General features: G+C 48.5%; 13 protein-coding genes and 1 other RNA gene. 2 read left to right on the top strand and 12 right to left on the bottom strand.

All coding sequences use genetic code 11. The features are described from left to right. Positions 1–123: 123 nt before the first annotated feature. Complete coding sequence (locus tag ACTNCK_RS06435; protein ID WP_441081695.1) at positions 124–876, bottom strand: hypothetical protein; 753 nt, start codon at positions 874–876, stop codon at positions 124–126. Between the two features lie 24 nt (positions 877–900). Next, a complete protein-coding gene (hydF, locus tag ACTNCK_RS06430; RefSeq protein WP_441081694.1) occupies positions 901–2,151 on the bottom strand; it encodes a [FeFe] hydrogenase H-cluster maturation GTPase HydF in 1,251 nt (416 codons plus the stop codon). Positions 2,152–2,268: 117 nt separating this feature from the next. Here hydF and ffs point away from each other — a divergent pair. Beyond that, an RNA gene (gene ffs / locus ACTNCK_RS06425) (signal recognition particle sRNA large type) lies at positions 2,269–2,535 on the top strand. A 65-nt stretch (positions 2,536–2,600) separates the two neighbouring features. On the opposite strand, the gene ACTNCK_RS06420 is transcribed toward ffs, so the two are convergent. The 4 genes from ACTNCK_RS06420 to ACTNCK_RS06405 form a co-directional block, all read right to left on the bottom strand. After that, the gene (locus tag ACTNCK_RS06420; protein ID WP_441081693.1) at positions 2,601–3,458 is read right to left on the bottom strand and encodes a carbohydrate ABC transporter permease; all 858 of its coding nucleotides are present in this window, start codon (positions 3,456–3,458) and stop codon (positions 2,601–2,603) included. A gap of 12 nt (positions 3,459–3,470) precedes the next feature. Further along, positions 3,471–4,400, bottom strand: coding sequence for a carbohydrate ABC transporter permease (locus tag ACTNCK_RS06415; protein WP_441081692.1), 930 nt, complete (start codon positions 4,398–4,400; stop codon positions 3,471–3,473). 104 nt (positions 4,401–4,504) lie between these two features. After that, a complete protein-coding gene (locus ACTNCK_RS06410) occupies positions 4,505–5,929 on the bottom strand; it encodes a carbohydrate ABC transporter substrate-binding protein (RefSeq protein ID WP_441081691.1) in 1,425 nt (474 codons plus the stop codon). A gap of 72 nt (positions 5,930–6,001) precedes the next feature. After that, a complete protein-coding gene (locus tag ACTNCK_RS06405; RefSeq protein WP_441081690.1) occupies positions 6,002–7,009 on the bottom strand; it encodes a LacI family DNA-binding transcriptional regulator in 1,008 nt (335 codons plus the stop codon). 259 nt (positions 7,010–7,268) lie between these two features. On the opposite strand from ACTNCK_RS06405, the gene ACTNCK_RS06400 reads away from it, so the two are divergent. After that, complete coding sequence (locus tag ACTNCK_RS06400; RefSeq protein ID WP_441081689.1) at positions 7,269–9,704, top strand: GH36-type glycosyl hydrolase domain-containing protein; 2,436 nt, start codon at positions 7,269–7,271, stop codon at positions 9,702–9,704. Positions 9,705–9,801: 97 nt separating this feature from the next. Here the strand turns inward: ACTNCK_RS06400 and ACTNCK_RS06395 are convergent, their stop codons facing one another. From ACTNCK_RS06395 to metG, 6 genes are read right to left on the bottom strand one after another with little or no spacing between them, the layout of a single operon-like run. Next, a complete protein-coding gene (locus ACTNCK_RS06395) occupies positions 9,802–10,359 on the bottom strand; it encodes a GNAT family N-acetyltransferase (protein WP_441081688.1) in 558 nt (185 codons plus the stop codon). Further along, entirely contained in the window at positions 10,359–10,994 is a 636-nt protein-coding gene (gene tadA, locus ACTNCK_RS06390) for a tRNA adenosine(34) deaminase TadA (protein WP_441081687.1), read from the bottom strand. Before tadA ends, ACTNCK_RS06395 begins: the two co-directional genes overlap by 1 nt. Further along, the gene (locus ACTNCK_RS06385; protein ID WP_441081686.1) at positions 10,933–11,280 is read right to left on the bottom strand and encodes a GIY-YIG nuclease family protein; all 348 of its coding nucleotides are present in this window, start codon (positions 11,278–11,280) and stop codon (positions 10,933–10,935) included. The genes tadA and ACTNCK_RS06385 overlap by 62 nt, the downstream gene beginning before the upstream one ends. Continuing rightward, positions 11,277–12,122 carry a 16S rRNA (adenine(1518)-N(6)/adenine(1519)-N(6))-dimethyltransferase RsmA gene (rsmA, locus tag ACTNCK_RS06380; protein ID WP_441081685.1) on the bottom strand — a complete coding sequence of 282 codons (846 nt, stop codon included), beginning with the start codon at positions 12,120–12,122 and terminating at the stop codon, positions 11,277–11,279. Before rsmA ends, ACTNCK_RS06385 begins: the two co-directional genes overlap by 4 nt. Beyond that, on the bottom strand, positions 12,115–13,002 hold the full coding sequence (locus ACTNCK_RS06375; RefSeq protein WP_441081684.1) for a TatD family hydrolase: 888 nt from the start codon (positions 13,000–13,002) through the stop codon (positions 12,115–12,117). Before ACTNCK_RS06375 ends, rsmA begins: the two co-directional genes overlap by 8 nt. Next, positions 12,999–14,711 carry a methionine--tRNA ligase gene (gene metG, locus ACTNCK_RS06370; RefSeq protein ID WP_441081716.1) on the bottom strand — a complete coding sequence of 571 codons (1,713 nt, stop codon included), beginning with the start codon at positions 14,709–14,711 and terminating at the stop codon, positions 12,999–13,001. Before metG ends, ACTNCK_RS06375 begins: the two co-directional genes overlap by 4 nt. Between the last annotated feature and the right edge of the window lie 13 nt (positions 14,712–14,724).

Genomic DNA, 14,724 nt, shown 5'->3' with positions numbered 1-14,724 from the left:
CATCTCGAAACTTTCAGCCTCACAGAACGGCCTCGCACCTCACACCTCACACCTCACACCTCGCACCTCGCACCTCGCACCTCACACCTCACACCTCACACCTCGCACCTCGCACCTATCTTATCATTTCTTAAACACACTGAAAAGCCCCTTTTTCTTCGTCCCCTCCTCTGCCTGGTCTGATCCGTCCTTCCAGTCGAAGTATTCCTGATCGAGCTCCTCCGGATCTACTGTCACCGGCTTGATATCATCCACATCGGAAATAGTCCCTGCCGGAATATCGCCATTCTTGAAAAAGGCCGGATTCACATGGATCTCAGGCTTGATATCTGCATATGACGGACCAGAAGCCTCCTCTGTGAACTCACCTGACTTCTCAAGTTTTTCAAGCCGCTTGTTCTCATCTTCTATAAGTCTTAAGTACTTCTGGGTATCCTTCAGATCATTAAGCTGTCCTTTGAGCTCGTACTGGTTCTTCCTGATCTGCTTCTTTTCCTCATCGACCTTCTCTATAAGCTCAGAATGGATCTTCTCGATAGAGCTCTGTGCATCGTTTAAGAGCTTACCTAGCTCATTTAACGCTCGGTCCGAATACATTATCGAGCCCGCGTAAATATCCTCCGCTCTTTTTCTGGCTCTCTCCTCACTCAGATCAGCCTGCTTTTTCATGCTCCTCTCAGCTCTGGCATGAGAGGATTCAGTAAGCTCAGACTCATCCATCATCTGATAGAGACAGTCTCCAAGCTCCTTCAGTATGCTCTGGATCTCCTCCTTATCAATCACGACCCTTGAGCCGCTCCCAGGGGCATACTCCGCATTTGCGACTAGAATATGCATGGCCCTGAGCGCATCCTCTGTTCTTTCCCTTGCGCCCATATTTTCTCCTGTTTTCTGTTATAATCAACCGCGAGTCACTTCGTCTGAGGAAAATGGCGTAAGCACCCTTCCGAGAATCCCATTCAGATAAGCTATCATAACGCCGTAGTTGGTGACAGGCACTCCCTGAGCCTTGGCCAGATCGAGCCTGTAGCGGATCTCCCTTGCCGGAAGCATACAGGCGCCGCAATGTATACACAAAGAGTAACCACTCAGATCCTCCGGGAAATCTCCTCCGCTCGTATAGGAGAATTCAAAGTCCTTGCCGGTCTTCCTGCGTATAAGATCCGGAAGCTTCTGCGTGCCAATGTCCCCGCATTGCCTGTGATGCGTGCAGCCCTCGCTGATAAGGATCCTCTCGCCGCCCTTAAGGGACTCGATTGACTTTGCCCCCTGAGTCTGAAGAGCCAGATCGCCCTTATATCTGCTCATAAGTATGGAAAAGGATGTGAGCGGGACATTCTGCGGAACGATCAAGGCCACATCACGAAAGGCCTGCGAGTCCGTGATTACTAGAGCCGGAGGCGTCTTCATATTGGAAAGAAGAAGCGTAAGCTCACTGGTCTGCGCCACGCTGCAGTAGCCGCCGGCATCAAGCACATCACGGATGACCTGCTGCTGGGGAAGGATGATCCTGCCCTTTGGAGCGGCATAGTCCACCGGGATCACAAGAACCACATTATCCTTCGGCTTTATCAGATCCCTTACCAGATATCTCTCCTTCTTGTCGGTTTCTGCAAGCTTGCCGATCGCAATACGGAGAAAATTGGCATTTATAGAAGGATTCTTGACAGTGCTGACAAGAATTATCCGCTCAGGCTTGTCATTAAGCTCCTTTGCCAGATCAGATTTCATCTCGTCCATATTTATCTCATCGCCTAAAAGATCTGCCTTGTTGACAACGATGATATATGGTATCTGACGCGCGCGCAGCTCCTCGAGCAGGTCATTCTCAGCCTTGAAACCATATCCTCCGGCCTCGACCACAAGAAGAGCGATATCTACCATACGGAGTATCTTCCTTGTCTGCTTCACCCTCTCTGTTCCAAGCTCCCCGAAATCATCCATACCCGGAGTGTCGATAAAGGTCACCGGACCGATCGGCAGAAGCTCCATCGACTTCCTTACCGGATCAGTAGTCGTGCCCTTCACATCCGAAACAACTGACATCTTCTGTCCGGTCAGCATGTTCAGGAGCGAGGATTTCCCAGCATTTCTCTTTCCGAAGATCCCTATCTGTACCCTCTGCGAGGTGGGTGTATCGTTAAGTCCCATTAAATAACAGCCTCCATTTGCTTTTTCAGATTCCGACCTACATTCTAACACAAATGTCCATTCTAAAAAAGTGCAATTACTTGACGGTTATATGAAAAAATTGTAAAATGTTCTCTGTCGGGCAGCCGGGGGATCAGCGGTCCCCTGTACCGGAATTTCCGCTATATGCCGGGGTGATTTCTGTTCGAGGGCTTGTTTTTCATGTCAGCTGCCCTGTTCAGGTGGCGTTGATATCCGGGTCCTGCGCAATGGATGCCGGTGAACCGTGTCAGGTCAGGAATGAAGCAGCACTAAGCCGGATTTTTCATGTGCCGCAGGGGCGCCTGGGTTGAGTTTGCCTGTCAGGTAACGTTTCATGATCGCAGTTCGACAGCAGAAGCCCGATTTTTTGCGCAAAAAAATACAGGCCGCGGAGTTCCGCGGTCTGTTTTTTTATCTTTTCTTTTCCATTATCCCTTGACAGCTCCTGCTGTTGTGCCTCCGACTATATATTTCGAAAGAAGCAGATATACCACTATAACAGGGAAGATTGAAAATGCGATCGTGGCATATACCTGCCCCATATCAAACTTCAGGAAGTCTGCCGCCCTCAGCTGAGCTATCAGGATAGGCAGGGTCTTCATATAGTCCTTATGAAGGATCAGGGCCGGAAGGAAGTAATTATTCCAGGTCGATACAAATGCGAATATTGCCTGTACGGCTATAGCCGGCTTCATAAGAGGAATGACTATCGTATTAAATATCCTTACCTCACTGGCTCCGTCTATCCTCGCTGCCTCCATCAGAGATGAAGGGAGAGTTGCATCCATCGACTGTTTCATATAGAAGAATACGACTGGTGCTGCTATCGACGGTACGATCAACGGGATGAAATTGTCCATCAGGTTCATGCTGGTCATAAGTCTTACGAATCCAAGAGATGTGACCTGAGTAGGGATCATCATTATCGCAAGGATGAATGTAAAGATCGCCTTCCTGCCCCTGAATCTGTAGGCATGGATTGCAAATGCCGTCATTGCCGAGAAATATGTCGTAAGTATTGCACTTGAGGCCGAGATCAGAAGCGAGTTAAGCATTCCTCTAGCTATAGGAAGGGTTCCATGCAGAAGCACATTCCCCAAGTTCTTTGCAATAAAGCTGCTCGGAAGAAGGGTGAAGCCCTTTGTCAGCTCTGCATGTGATCTGGTCGAATTGATGAACAGGATATAGAACCAGAACAGGCAGAGGATCGTGATGATGACCAGTACTATGTATGCAATGACCCTTCTGATCTGGGTCGCTGTTGTGACCTTTTCTTTTTTCATCATTATCCTCCTTCCTTAATTGTCCACCTCTGACGAAGCAGAGAATCTGAATACTGCAAAGCTCAGTACCGCTGTAACTACCAGAAGGATAACCGAAAGAGCGCCACCCATTCCATAGTTGTAGTTGTAGAGATGCTTATTCAGCCACATGATAAGTGTCATAGATGATCTGACCGGATCTCCTGTACCGTTTGTCAGGATCTGAGGCACATCAAACATCTGAAGTCCGCCGATAAGCGATGTGATCATCACATATACAAGGATCGGACGGAGCAGCGGAAGAGTCACCTTCCAGAATATCTGATGAGCGGTAGCTCCATCTACCTCTGCAGCCTCAAAGAGTGAGGTATCTATTCCCATCATTCCTGCCATCAGGAGTATCGTAGTATTTCCAAACCACATCAGGCAGTTCATGAAGGCAACCATCCCTCTTACGCTTCCCACATGAGACATGAAACTGTATGGCTTTGACCATATGCCAACCTGCTGCAGCATGCTGTTGATAGGGCCTGTATCTGCAAAAAGTGTGAAGAAGAGCATGGCAAATGCCGCTGCCATTATCAGATTCGGCATATAGATCACGGTCTTGAAGAACCTCTGTCCCTTCAGATGAAGTGAAGGATCTGTAAACCAGTAAGCCAGGACAAGAGAGATCACTATCTGCGGTACGAATCCGAGGATCCACATTATCATAGTGTTGCCGAAATACTTGAAGAAATCTCCTCCTGTCAGCAGCTTCTGGTAATTACCCAGGCCTACGAAATTAGGCCCTATCTGCTGGAGTCCTGATCTGTAGTTTTCGAAAAAGCTGTTATATATCGTGCTTACCAGCGGGATCAGCTGAAATATCACGAATACCACGAAGAATGGAATAAGGAAGATATAACCCCACTTATTATATCTGGTAACTTTGTTGTTTCTCTGAGGTTTTACTGTCTTTTCCATCTTTTCCTCCTGTCTTTTTGGATAGACTGACCCCGCAAAGCTTAACCGCTTTACGGGGCCGTCACTTTTAAAGAAGAATTATGAAATTAGCAGCTGCCTTTATATCAGTCTGTTGAAAGTTCAGGATACTTCTCTACTACTGCCTTGTTGAACTGAGCTACTGCCTTATCATAGGAAGCGTTGCCATCGAAGTAGTTCTTCATAGCTGCCTGGAATGCCTCTGTGCAGCCCTGATCGTAGATGGAAATGTTCTTCAGATCGAGCTTTGAAGCGCCCTCAGCAAGCTGTGCATATGGATTCTGTCCTCCAAGGATCCAGGTGATCGATCCACCATCATCCTTAGTAGGCTTTCTCTTTGGTATATCAGCAGATGCAAGATCAGCAAGCACTGACTGGCTGTTTACACAATCTGAATCCTTATCAGCAATCTCTCTTAAGACATCCTTGTCTGTTGTCATTGTCTTTATGATATTTGCAACAAGGTTAGGGTTGTCAGTACCGGTTGCTGCTGCGATCCATGTGCCGCCCCAGTAGAAGGACTGAGGTCCTACGCAGAATCCCCATCCGCCCTTATTGGCGATTGAGCCATCTGTGGATGAAGCCATTGAGAAATTTATCAGCCATGCAGGTCCGAAGTAAGCGAAAACCTTTCCTTCCGGATAGAAGCCCTTGCTCCAGTCATCTGACCAGAGGTCTGCAGTAGTGGTCTCTCCTGCTTCTACCATCTTCTTTGAATTGTCAACCCAATTCTTGATGTTAGGATCGATAGCTACCTTATTGTCTGTTACCCACGGTGCAGATACATTTGTAGAATATACTCTGTAGGTGTCGTTAACAGTTGAGGTAATCTTGTATCCCTTGTCCTTTGCCTTCTTGGCTGTCTCGCTGAACTTGTCCCAGTCGCTTACAGCCTCCTGTACCTTATCCGGATCATCTGTGCCAAGAACAGCCTTTGCAGCCTCTCTGTTGTAGATCATACCTGCTGAGCATGCCTGCCATGATGAACCCTTGATATTGCCGTCCTTATCGGTTACAATATCTTTTGTGTACTGGTACTGGTCAGACAGATCATCATCTGTGATACCCAGATCGGAAAGCTTCATCGTGTAGTCACTGTTGACATACTTGAGTGCGTAGTCAGCTTCCATAAGGAACATATCTACCTTATCATCAGCTGATGCATCTGCATTCTTAGGAAGAAGTGTGTCGAGATTGTTCTGATAAGCATTGTCCTGTGACGGAGTGATCGTCCACTTAACGGTCACGTCACCGATCTTGCCCTCTGTGTCGCTTACCTTCTGGTAATCCTTGTAGTGATCCTCGATACGGCTCTTGAACTCCTCATTCCACACCTGGATGTTCAGAACCTTTCCTGTGTCCTCGGCAGGCTTTGCCTGACTTGTACTGGTGCTCTTTTCTTTCGTACCTTTGTCAGAGCTTGTCTGGCTCTTTCCTCCACATCCTGCCATTGTTACTACCATTGCGCCGGCCAGAGCAAGGCTGGTCAGCATTTTCATGCGTCTCTTCATAAGATTTCTCCTTCTCTTAAAAAAGATTTATCCTGCGGCTCATGCCGCGTCTCAAACAGCGTTCCTTCTCCGCTATATCTGAGCTACTGAATCTCCCTCCAGAAGCCTTCCGGGGATCTCGATCTCCTCGGCCATACTGGTTTTCCTGTTCTCTATCATATGAACAAGCTTTCTAACTGATGCTCTCCCCATCTGGGGTGCATCCTGGTAATAGGTCGTGAGTCGTGGTCTTAAGACCTGTGAAAGTCTAATACCGTCGAATCCGACCACACTGACATCATCAGGAATCGATATCCTTAGCCTCTCGAGCTCCATCATGCCTCCCAGATAGGAATAATCATCCGGATACATGATCGCGGTCGGGCGATCCTTAAGAGACATCAGCGCTCTCGTGGCCTCCTCGCTGGAACTGGGGTCGTGGTAAACCGCTTCTACCAGATACTCATCCGGCACTTCGATTCCAGCCTCTGCCAGTGCATTGTAGAATCCCGAAAGTCTCTTCTTCGTGACTGATGTCATCTCTCCGTGGATGAAGGCTATCTTCCTGTGTCCTTTATTGATCAGGTATCTGGTGAGCTGGTACTCACCCTCTACATTCTTGGAAAGAACACTTGAATGTCCGTCAAATACGTAATCGATCGTCACTGTCGGGATCTCGCTGTAGACCAGGTCGTAAACCTGTCTGCTGGTGAAATCCTCACTCACTATCAGGACTCCGTCACACTTCCTGTACCTGCAATGTTCCAGATATGATCCATATCCAAGGGCTGAGCTGATGAAGGTCACATCGTAGCCTCTCTTCTCCGCCTCATCCTTGGCATTGTCTATTACCCCGGAAAAGAACTCATGAGCAAGACCGCTTCCGGTACTGTCAATATAGACAATTCCCAGATTGTGGGAGCTGTTGGTCTTCAGCTGTCTGGCGGCTGCATTCGGACGATAATGCATCTCCTTCGCTGTCTTCTGAACCAGCTCTCTGGTGGATTCACTGATGTCGCCATATCCGTTCAGCGCCTTGCTGACTGTGGCCGGTGAAACTCCACACTTCTGGGAGATGTCTTTTATTGTCACCACTGGCATCACCACCTTTCCTGCCTGGCTCCCTGGTTCCTTTGGGAGCTTCGAATTCGTTTTCGTGACTTCATTCTAAATCGTTTTCGCATTTTGGTCAATATCCAATTTTCACAAATTCTTCACAGCGTTTTTGTTTGTTCTGCACAAAATTAAACTTTTGCTTTACAAATTCATTGTATGGTTTTATAATCGGTGTAAGAACCTACGAAATCGTATTCGTAACTTTCCAGTTATGAATTAAGTATATTTTAAAAGGAGAAGTTCTATGAAGTTCGGCCATTTTGACGATGACAGAAAGGAATATGTCATCACTACGCCGAAGACTCCTCTGCCATGGATCAACTATCTGGGCAGCAGCGAGTTTTTCGGACTGTTTTCCAACACCGCCGGGGGCTATGATTTCTATAAGGATGCCAAGCTCCTTCGTCTCACACGCTACAGATACAATAACAGTCCTGTAGACAACAGCGGAAGATACTACTATATAAAGGACGGTGACACGATCTGGAATCCAGGCTGGCAGCCAGTCCAGACTGAGCTCGATTCCTATGAATGTCGTCACGGTCTTGGCTATTCGGTGATCACCGGAGCAAAGAACGGGATCAAGGCTGAGCTTACAGCCTTCGTACCTGTCCATGATCCATGCGAGGTCAACCGCCTTGTTATTACTAATGAAGGATCCACCGAGAGGAAGCTTGAGCTTTTCAGCTATGTCGAGTTCTGTCTCTGGAATGCTGAGGATGACTCAACCAATTTCCAGAGGAATTTCTCAACCGGTGAGGTCGAGGTAGTCGGAAGCACCATCTACCACAAGACCGAATTCCGCGAGAGGCGGGATCACTATGCTGTCTACTCTGTAAATGTACCTGTAGACGGCTTCGATACGTCCCGTGACGAGTTCGTTGGTCTCTATAATGGAGCAAGGAACCCTCAGGCTGTTACCGAGGGCCACTGCCATAATTCAATAGCCCACGGCTGGGCTTTGGTCGGTGCCCATCAGATCAACCTGACCTTAGCTCCCGGCCAGTCAAGGACCTTCATATTTGTGCTTGGCTACTGCCAGTGTCCGCGTGACAAGAAGTTCGTCTCCCCAGGCGTCATCAACAAGGAGCCTGCCGACGCACTCCTTTCCAGATACCAGACACCAGAGCAGGCGGAGGCGGCCCTTGAAGAGCTGAAAGAATACTGGGAGGGTCTACTTTCTACCTATAATGTAGATACACCTGATCAGAAGCTGAACCGGCTTGTAAATATATGGAACCAGTACCAGTGCATGGTCACATTCAATATGAGCCGTTCCGCCAGCTACTTTGAAAGCGGAATGGGACGAGGAATGGGCTTCCGTGATTCATGTCAGGATCTGCTCGGCTTCGTCCACCTTATCCCTGAAAGGGCAAGGGAACGTATAATAGATATTGCCAATACCCAGTTCTCTGATGGAAGCACCTACCATCAGTACCAGCCTCTGACAAAGAAGGGCAATGCTGCTATCGGAGGCGGCTTCAACGATGATCCTCTCTGGCTCATCGCCGGTACAGCCGCTTATCTCCGTGAGACAGGAGATTATTCGATTCTTGACGAGGACTGTGCCTTTGACAGTGATTTCTCTATTGCCAGACCTCTTCTCGATCATCTGGATCTGTCATTTAACTTTACAGCCAGTCACCTGGGGCCTCACGGCCTTCCGCTTATAGGCCGTGCTGACTGGAATGACTGTCTGAACCTGAACTGCTTCTCAGAGGAGCCTGGTGAGAGCTTCCAGACCACAGGTCCTTCCGAGGGTCCTGTAGCCGAATCCGTATTCATAGGCGGTATGTTTGTAAAATACGGCAATGAGTATGCTGACATCCTTCGTCATATAGGAAAGGATGAGCGGGCCGGCCAGGTCGAGGAGGCTGTAGCTCTTATGAAGCATACTCTTGAGACTGCCGGCTGGGATGGAGACTGGTTCATAAGAGCCTTTGACGCTTATTCCAAGCCAGTCGGATCACATGAATGCGAGGAGGGCCAGATCTATATCGAGCCTCAGGGCATGTGTGTGATGGCAGGCGTCGGAGTCGAAAGCGGCAAGGCTGAAAAAGCCCTTGATTCTGTAAAGGAAAGGCTTGATACAAAATACGGCATCGTACTGCTGAATCCAGCTTATACCAGATACCATGTGGAGCTCGGTGAGATATCATCATATCCGCCTGGATATAAAGAAAACGCCGGCATATTCTGCCACAACAATCCATGGATAGCCTGTGCCGAAACTGTACTTGGCCACGGCGCGAGAGCCTTCGAGGTCTTCAAAAAGACCTGCCCTGTATATCTCGAGGACATATCCGAGATCCACAGGACAGAACCTTATGTTTATTGTCAGATGGTAGCAGGAAAGGATGCCCCGACCTTTGGAGAGGGCAAGAACAGCTGGCTTACGGGTACAGCTGCCTGGACCTTTACCACTATAAGCCAGTATATTCTTGGCATAAAGCCCCAGCTTGACGGGCTTATGATCGACCCGTGCATTCCTTCGGATCTGAAGGGCTACACCTTAGTCCGCAGATTCAGAGGGGTCAACTATCATATCACGGTCGATAATTCTGCCGGAGCAGAAAAGGGTGTCAAACAGATAACTGTTGACGGCTCACCTATCTCCGGTCAGATCATCACCCCTGTTACAGACAGGAGTGATGTCACTGTTTCGGTTGTAATGGGCTGATTCTTCCTGCACAGCAGGTTTCCCCTCCTTCATTAGCCCATACAATGATATTTTTATATTTCCTTTGAAAAAAGGACCGGTAATATACCGGTCCTTTTTATTTTACTGAATCGCATTTATTCAGTACATAAAGATATTCATCCAGATAGGTCCCGTTTATGCATACCCTCGAGGAAAGCAGGGCGTTCCTGTGAAAGCCGAGTCCTGTAAGCAGATTCTGTGAGGCTGTATTTGTGGGAAGAACCTCTGCCTTTACGCTTCCTACCCTGTAATCATATCTGATTATAGGTATCAGCTTGCGCAGAGCCTCCCTTGCGAAGCCACGTCGTCTGTATTCCCTGTCGATCTTATAGCCGACTATGCAGGAATCTCCCTCTGTCCCTATCTCGCGGAAGCTTATAGTGCCTATGACCCTGAATGGCTCATATTTCTTGAAAAGATAATATCTGATCCGCTTTCCTTCTATCCTGTACCTGTCCTCGCACTCAAGCACCTGCTTCTGATAATGCACAGAGAGCGACTGTCTCTTATCAAGAGGCTCATATCTTGCGAAATCCTCGAAATTCCTGCTGTAAAAGGCGGCCACCAGTGATGCCTCAGATGGATGAAGCACCTTTATCACAAGGTTTTCCGATTCCAGACGTTCATCCTCCATCAGTCCATCCTTATAGGAGGCTTGCCTACGTCCTCCTCAGCCAGACGCTTCTCCTCACGCAGCCGTCTGAAAAAGCCTGTGATCATAGCCGCACAATCATCATGGAGCACATCATAGGTGATATCACACTGATGGTTGAAGCCAGGCATTTTGAGAAGATTGATCACCGAGCCCGCACAGCCAGCCTTTGAATTCTGGGTGCCGATCACCACTCTTGGTATCCTGGCCTGAACTATGGCTCCGGCACACATAGGACAGGGCTCTAAGGTCACATAAAGCGTGCAGTCCTCCAGTCTCCAGTCTCCCGTTTTCTTACAGGCATCCCTTATCGCAGTAAGCTCAGCATGGGAAAGTACATTCCTGTCGTTGTTGCGCCTGTTGTAGCCACGGGCAATTATACGTCCGTTTCTTACTATAACTGCGCCGATAGGCACCTCTCTTATGGCTGCTGCCCTTCTTCCCTCAGCGATCGCCTCATTCATGAAACGCTCATCAGCACGTTTCTGTCTGTCGGAATCCTTCTGGGCAGCGCGTATGGCCTTTTCCCTGTCCTTTATGGCCTGCTGCTCCTCCTTAGCCCTCTTCCTGGCCTCTGCAGCCTCCTGTCTCTTCTGTTCGAGCTCGTCTTCCGACATCTGAGCCTTTTCCCTTAATCTGTCGAAGATTCCCATTATCCTTCTCCAATAGTTTTAGTTTCTGTCTCCTGTCAAGTCTCTTGATCTGAGCCTCTCTTACAAGCGCCTCATGTCTTGTCGCAAATTTCTCATAGTATACAAGCTCCACCGGGCGACGGCTTCTCGTATACTTGGCTCCGGCCTTCCCCTCGTTATGGGCTCTGACCCGCCTCTCTAAATTCGTAGTATATCCGGTATAGATGCTGTCATCAGAGCAGCGGACCATATAGGTATAGAAATCCTTCATCCCTTCAGGCACTCCGTGAGTCTTATAAAGTCATCCAGGGTAAGCTTCTCTGCCCTTATGCCTGCCTCAAGGCCTGCCGCCTCAAGAGCCCCTGCTATCTCCTCCCTGGAAGCTCCGAAGACAGCGGCATTCGAAAGGGCATTGACCATTGATTTCCGCCTCTGGTTAAAGGCTGCCCTTATCACTGTAAACACATCCGGTGCCTGCTCTCTCATCTGATCAGTCAGATCCTTTTTCTCAAGAGATATAACTGCCGATCCGACCTTTGGCCTCGGCACAAAATACTCCGGAGGCACATAAAAAAGTATCTGCGGCCTGGTATAATATTCGACAGCAAGCGACAGAGCCCCGTAATCCTTACTTCCGGCTACTGCCTCCATCCTCTCGGCGACCTCTTTCTGTACCATTACAGTAATATTTTCAAAAGGAAAGTTCTTTTCGAGCAGTCCCATTATTATAGGGGTTGTAATATAGTAAGGAAGGTTGGCAACGACCTTTACGCTTTCACCTGATACCAGCTCATCCAGATCGAGCTTCAGGATATCGGCATTTATGACCGTCACATTGTCACAATCTGCCAGAGTCTCGTCAAGCACCGGTATCAGCCTCTCATCTATCTCAATGGCAATGACACGCTTAGCCCTTTCTGCAAGGACTCTTGTAAGTGTCCCGGCTCCCGGTCCTATCTCTATGACTGTATCACTCTCTGTGACTTTGGCCCCGTCAGCTATATCGTTCAAGAGCTGGGGACGGGTCAGGAAATTCTGTCCGTATTTCTTCTTGAAATGGAAATCATGTCTTGCGAGGACCTCCTGCATCCTCCTGTAGTCCTGATCAGCCATTACGCTTCCTCTGCGGCTTTATTCTGAAAAAATCATAGCCGTTCTTTCTTGTCGTCTCCATGACCCGAAACTCTGTGCAGCCCTTGATCTCAGCTATCCTCTTCACTATATAAGGAAGATAGCCCGAATCATTCCTCATGCCACGGAAGGGCTCCGGAGCCAGATAAGGGCAGTCAGTCTCAGTAAGGATCCTCTCAAGAGGGATCTCCTCTACTACCCTGGCCAGCTTCCTTGAATTCTTGAATGTGACCACTCCTCCCACTCCAAGGTAGCAGCCCATATCAATATATGCCCTGGCCTGCTCAACCGAATAGGAGTAGGCATGGATCACGGCCCTTGTACCCTTTTCACAGGCATTGTGCATTATACACATGGTATCTTCTGCTGCCTCACGAGAATGGACTATGACAGGCAAGTCAAGCTCTCTTGCAAGCTCAAGCTGCTTTTCAAAGAAAAATCTCTGGGCTGCCCTTGCCTTATCATCCTTGACCCAATAGTAGTCGAGCCCTATCTCTCCAATAGCCACCACCCTGTCATCTGAGGCCAGATCCTTAAGCTCACGAAGGACGCGGCCACAGTTGCCATCAGCAGCCTGAGGATACTCAAAAGGGTAGAAGGATGTACATGATCTGCCGTTTATCTCCTCAGCCACCATCCGCCCCGGTATACCGAAATCCTTTATTTCCTCAGGATGTATACCGACCGCAGAATATATGTAATCATGCGTATCCGCAAGCTCCCTGCTTTTTCTCGATGATTCAAGCGTTGCTCCGACATCGACTATCGCCTCGACAAGACCACTGTGGATCTTTTTCAGAAGCTCCTCCCTGTCATCATCATATGCAGGGTCCTCATAGTGAGCATGTGATTCGAATATCATCCGATCGCTCCTGTTTTCTTATCGCCCTGAAGTGAAGCTGCATTGAGTTTCCCCGCCTTCTTCAGGTTCTCCTGTGCGATTATCTGATGCTCCCTGAACTCTTCCTTCTGCTTCTTTTCGATAGCCTCTGTCTGCTTTTGGATCTCCTTAAGATTCTTTCTTGCAAAAAGCATCTCCGGCTTCTCAACCACCTTGTTGCCTGAAGGATAGAGGCCTGTCTTATCCAGCTGGTCAAACTCTCTTAGCGGAGTATCAAGCAGAGCCGATATCTTCTCAGCCGTCTCCGGAAGGAACGGATAGAGAAAGGATGCTCCTGTCATTATCCCGTCGCAAAGGTTGTAAAGCACTGTCGCCAGGCGGTCTCTCTTCGTCTCGTCCTTTGCAAGCGCCCAAGGCTCTGTCTCATCTATATACTTGTTCAGACGCTTAAAAATCTTGAATATCTCTGTAAGAGTATCTGCCGCATGAAGGGTATCCATTTTTTCAATGCAGATATCCTTAGCTCCGGTGACCACCGCCTTCAGATCGGAATCTACGGCTTCCTCTGCGCCCTTGTCCTCGACTATGCCGTCAAAATATTTATTGCTCATCGAGATTGTACGCTGGACAAGATTTCCAAGTGTATTGGCCAGATCAGAATTGTATCTCTCGACCATAAGCTCCCAGGTGATCACTCCGTCGTTTTCGTACGGCATCTCGTGTATACAGAAATAGCGGACTGCGTCTACTCCGAACAGGTCGATCATATCGTCGGCATAGATCACATTTCCCTTGGACTTAGACATCTTCTCTCCGCCCTGCAAAAGCCACGGATGACCAAACACCTGCTTAGGAAGCGGCTCCCCGAGCGCCATCAGGAAAATAGGCCAGTAAATGGTATGGAATCTGACTATATCCTTCCCGATCAGATGGAGGTCTGCCGGCCAGTATTTATTATAAAGCTCTCCGTTCTCTCCATCTGGATCATAGCCTAAGCCGGTGATATAGTTAGAAAGCGCATCGAGCCATACATATACTACATGTCCCGGATCGAAATCAACCGGAATCCCCCATTTGAATGAGCTCCTCGAGACGCACAGATCTGAAAGTCCCGGCAGAAGGAAGTTGTTCATCATCTCATTCTTCCTTGAGACCGGCTGGATGAACTCAGGATGATCGTTGATATAGTCGATAAGCCTCGGGGCATACTTACTCATACGGAAGAAATATGCTTCCTCGCTCATCTGATGTACCTCACTTCCGCAGACAGGGCATCTGCCGTCCTCCGTAAGCTGGGAAGCCGAATAATATGCTTCGCACTCGGTACAGTACATTCCGTCATATGAGCCCTTATATATATCTCCCTGATCATAAAGCTTGCGGAAAATCTTCTGGACCGTCTTCACATGGTCCTCGTCGGTAGTCCTGATGAAACGGTCATATGTAGTATTGCACATATCCCAGAGTCTCTTTATCTCTGCTGCCGTCTTATCCACGAACTCCTTCGGCGTGCAGCCATCCTCAATGGCGCGGGTCTCTATCTTCTGTCCGTGCTCATCCGATCCGGTCTGGAAATATACATCATATCCTTCCTTCCGCTTGAATCTGGCTATGGCATCCGCAAGAATGATCTCATATGTATTACCTATATGCGGCTTTCCCGAGGTATAGGCAATTGCTGTTGTGATGTAGTATGGTCCCTTGTTTGTCAAAATATGCTCCTTAAAAATACTCTTTTCCTGC

This window comes from Candidatus Weimeria sp. HCP3S3_B5 (assembly GCF_052064335.1).
In the GTDB taxonomy this organism is placed as follows: domain Bacteria; phylum Bacillota; class Clostridia; order Lachnospirales; family Lachnospiraceae; genus Weimeria.
The sequence above is the reverse complement of the archived record's forward strand: the minus strand, read 5'-3'. Positions and strand labels throughout refer to the sequence as shown.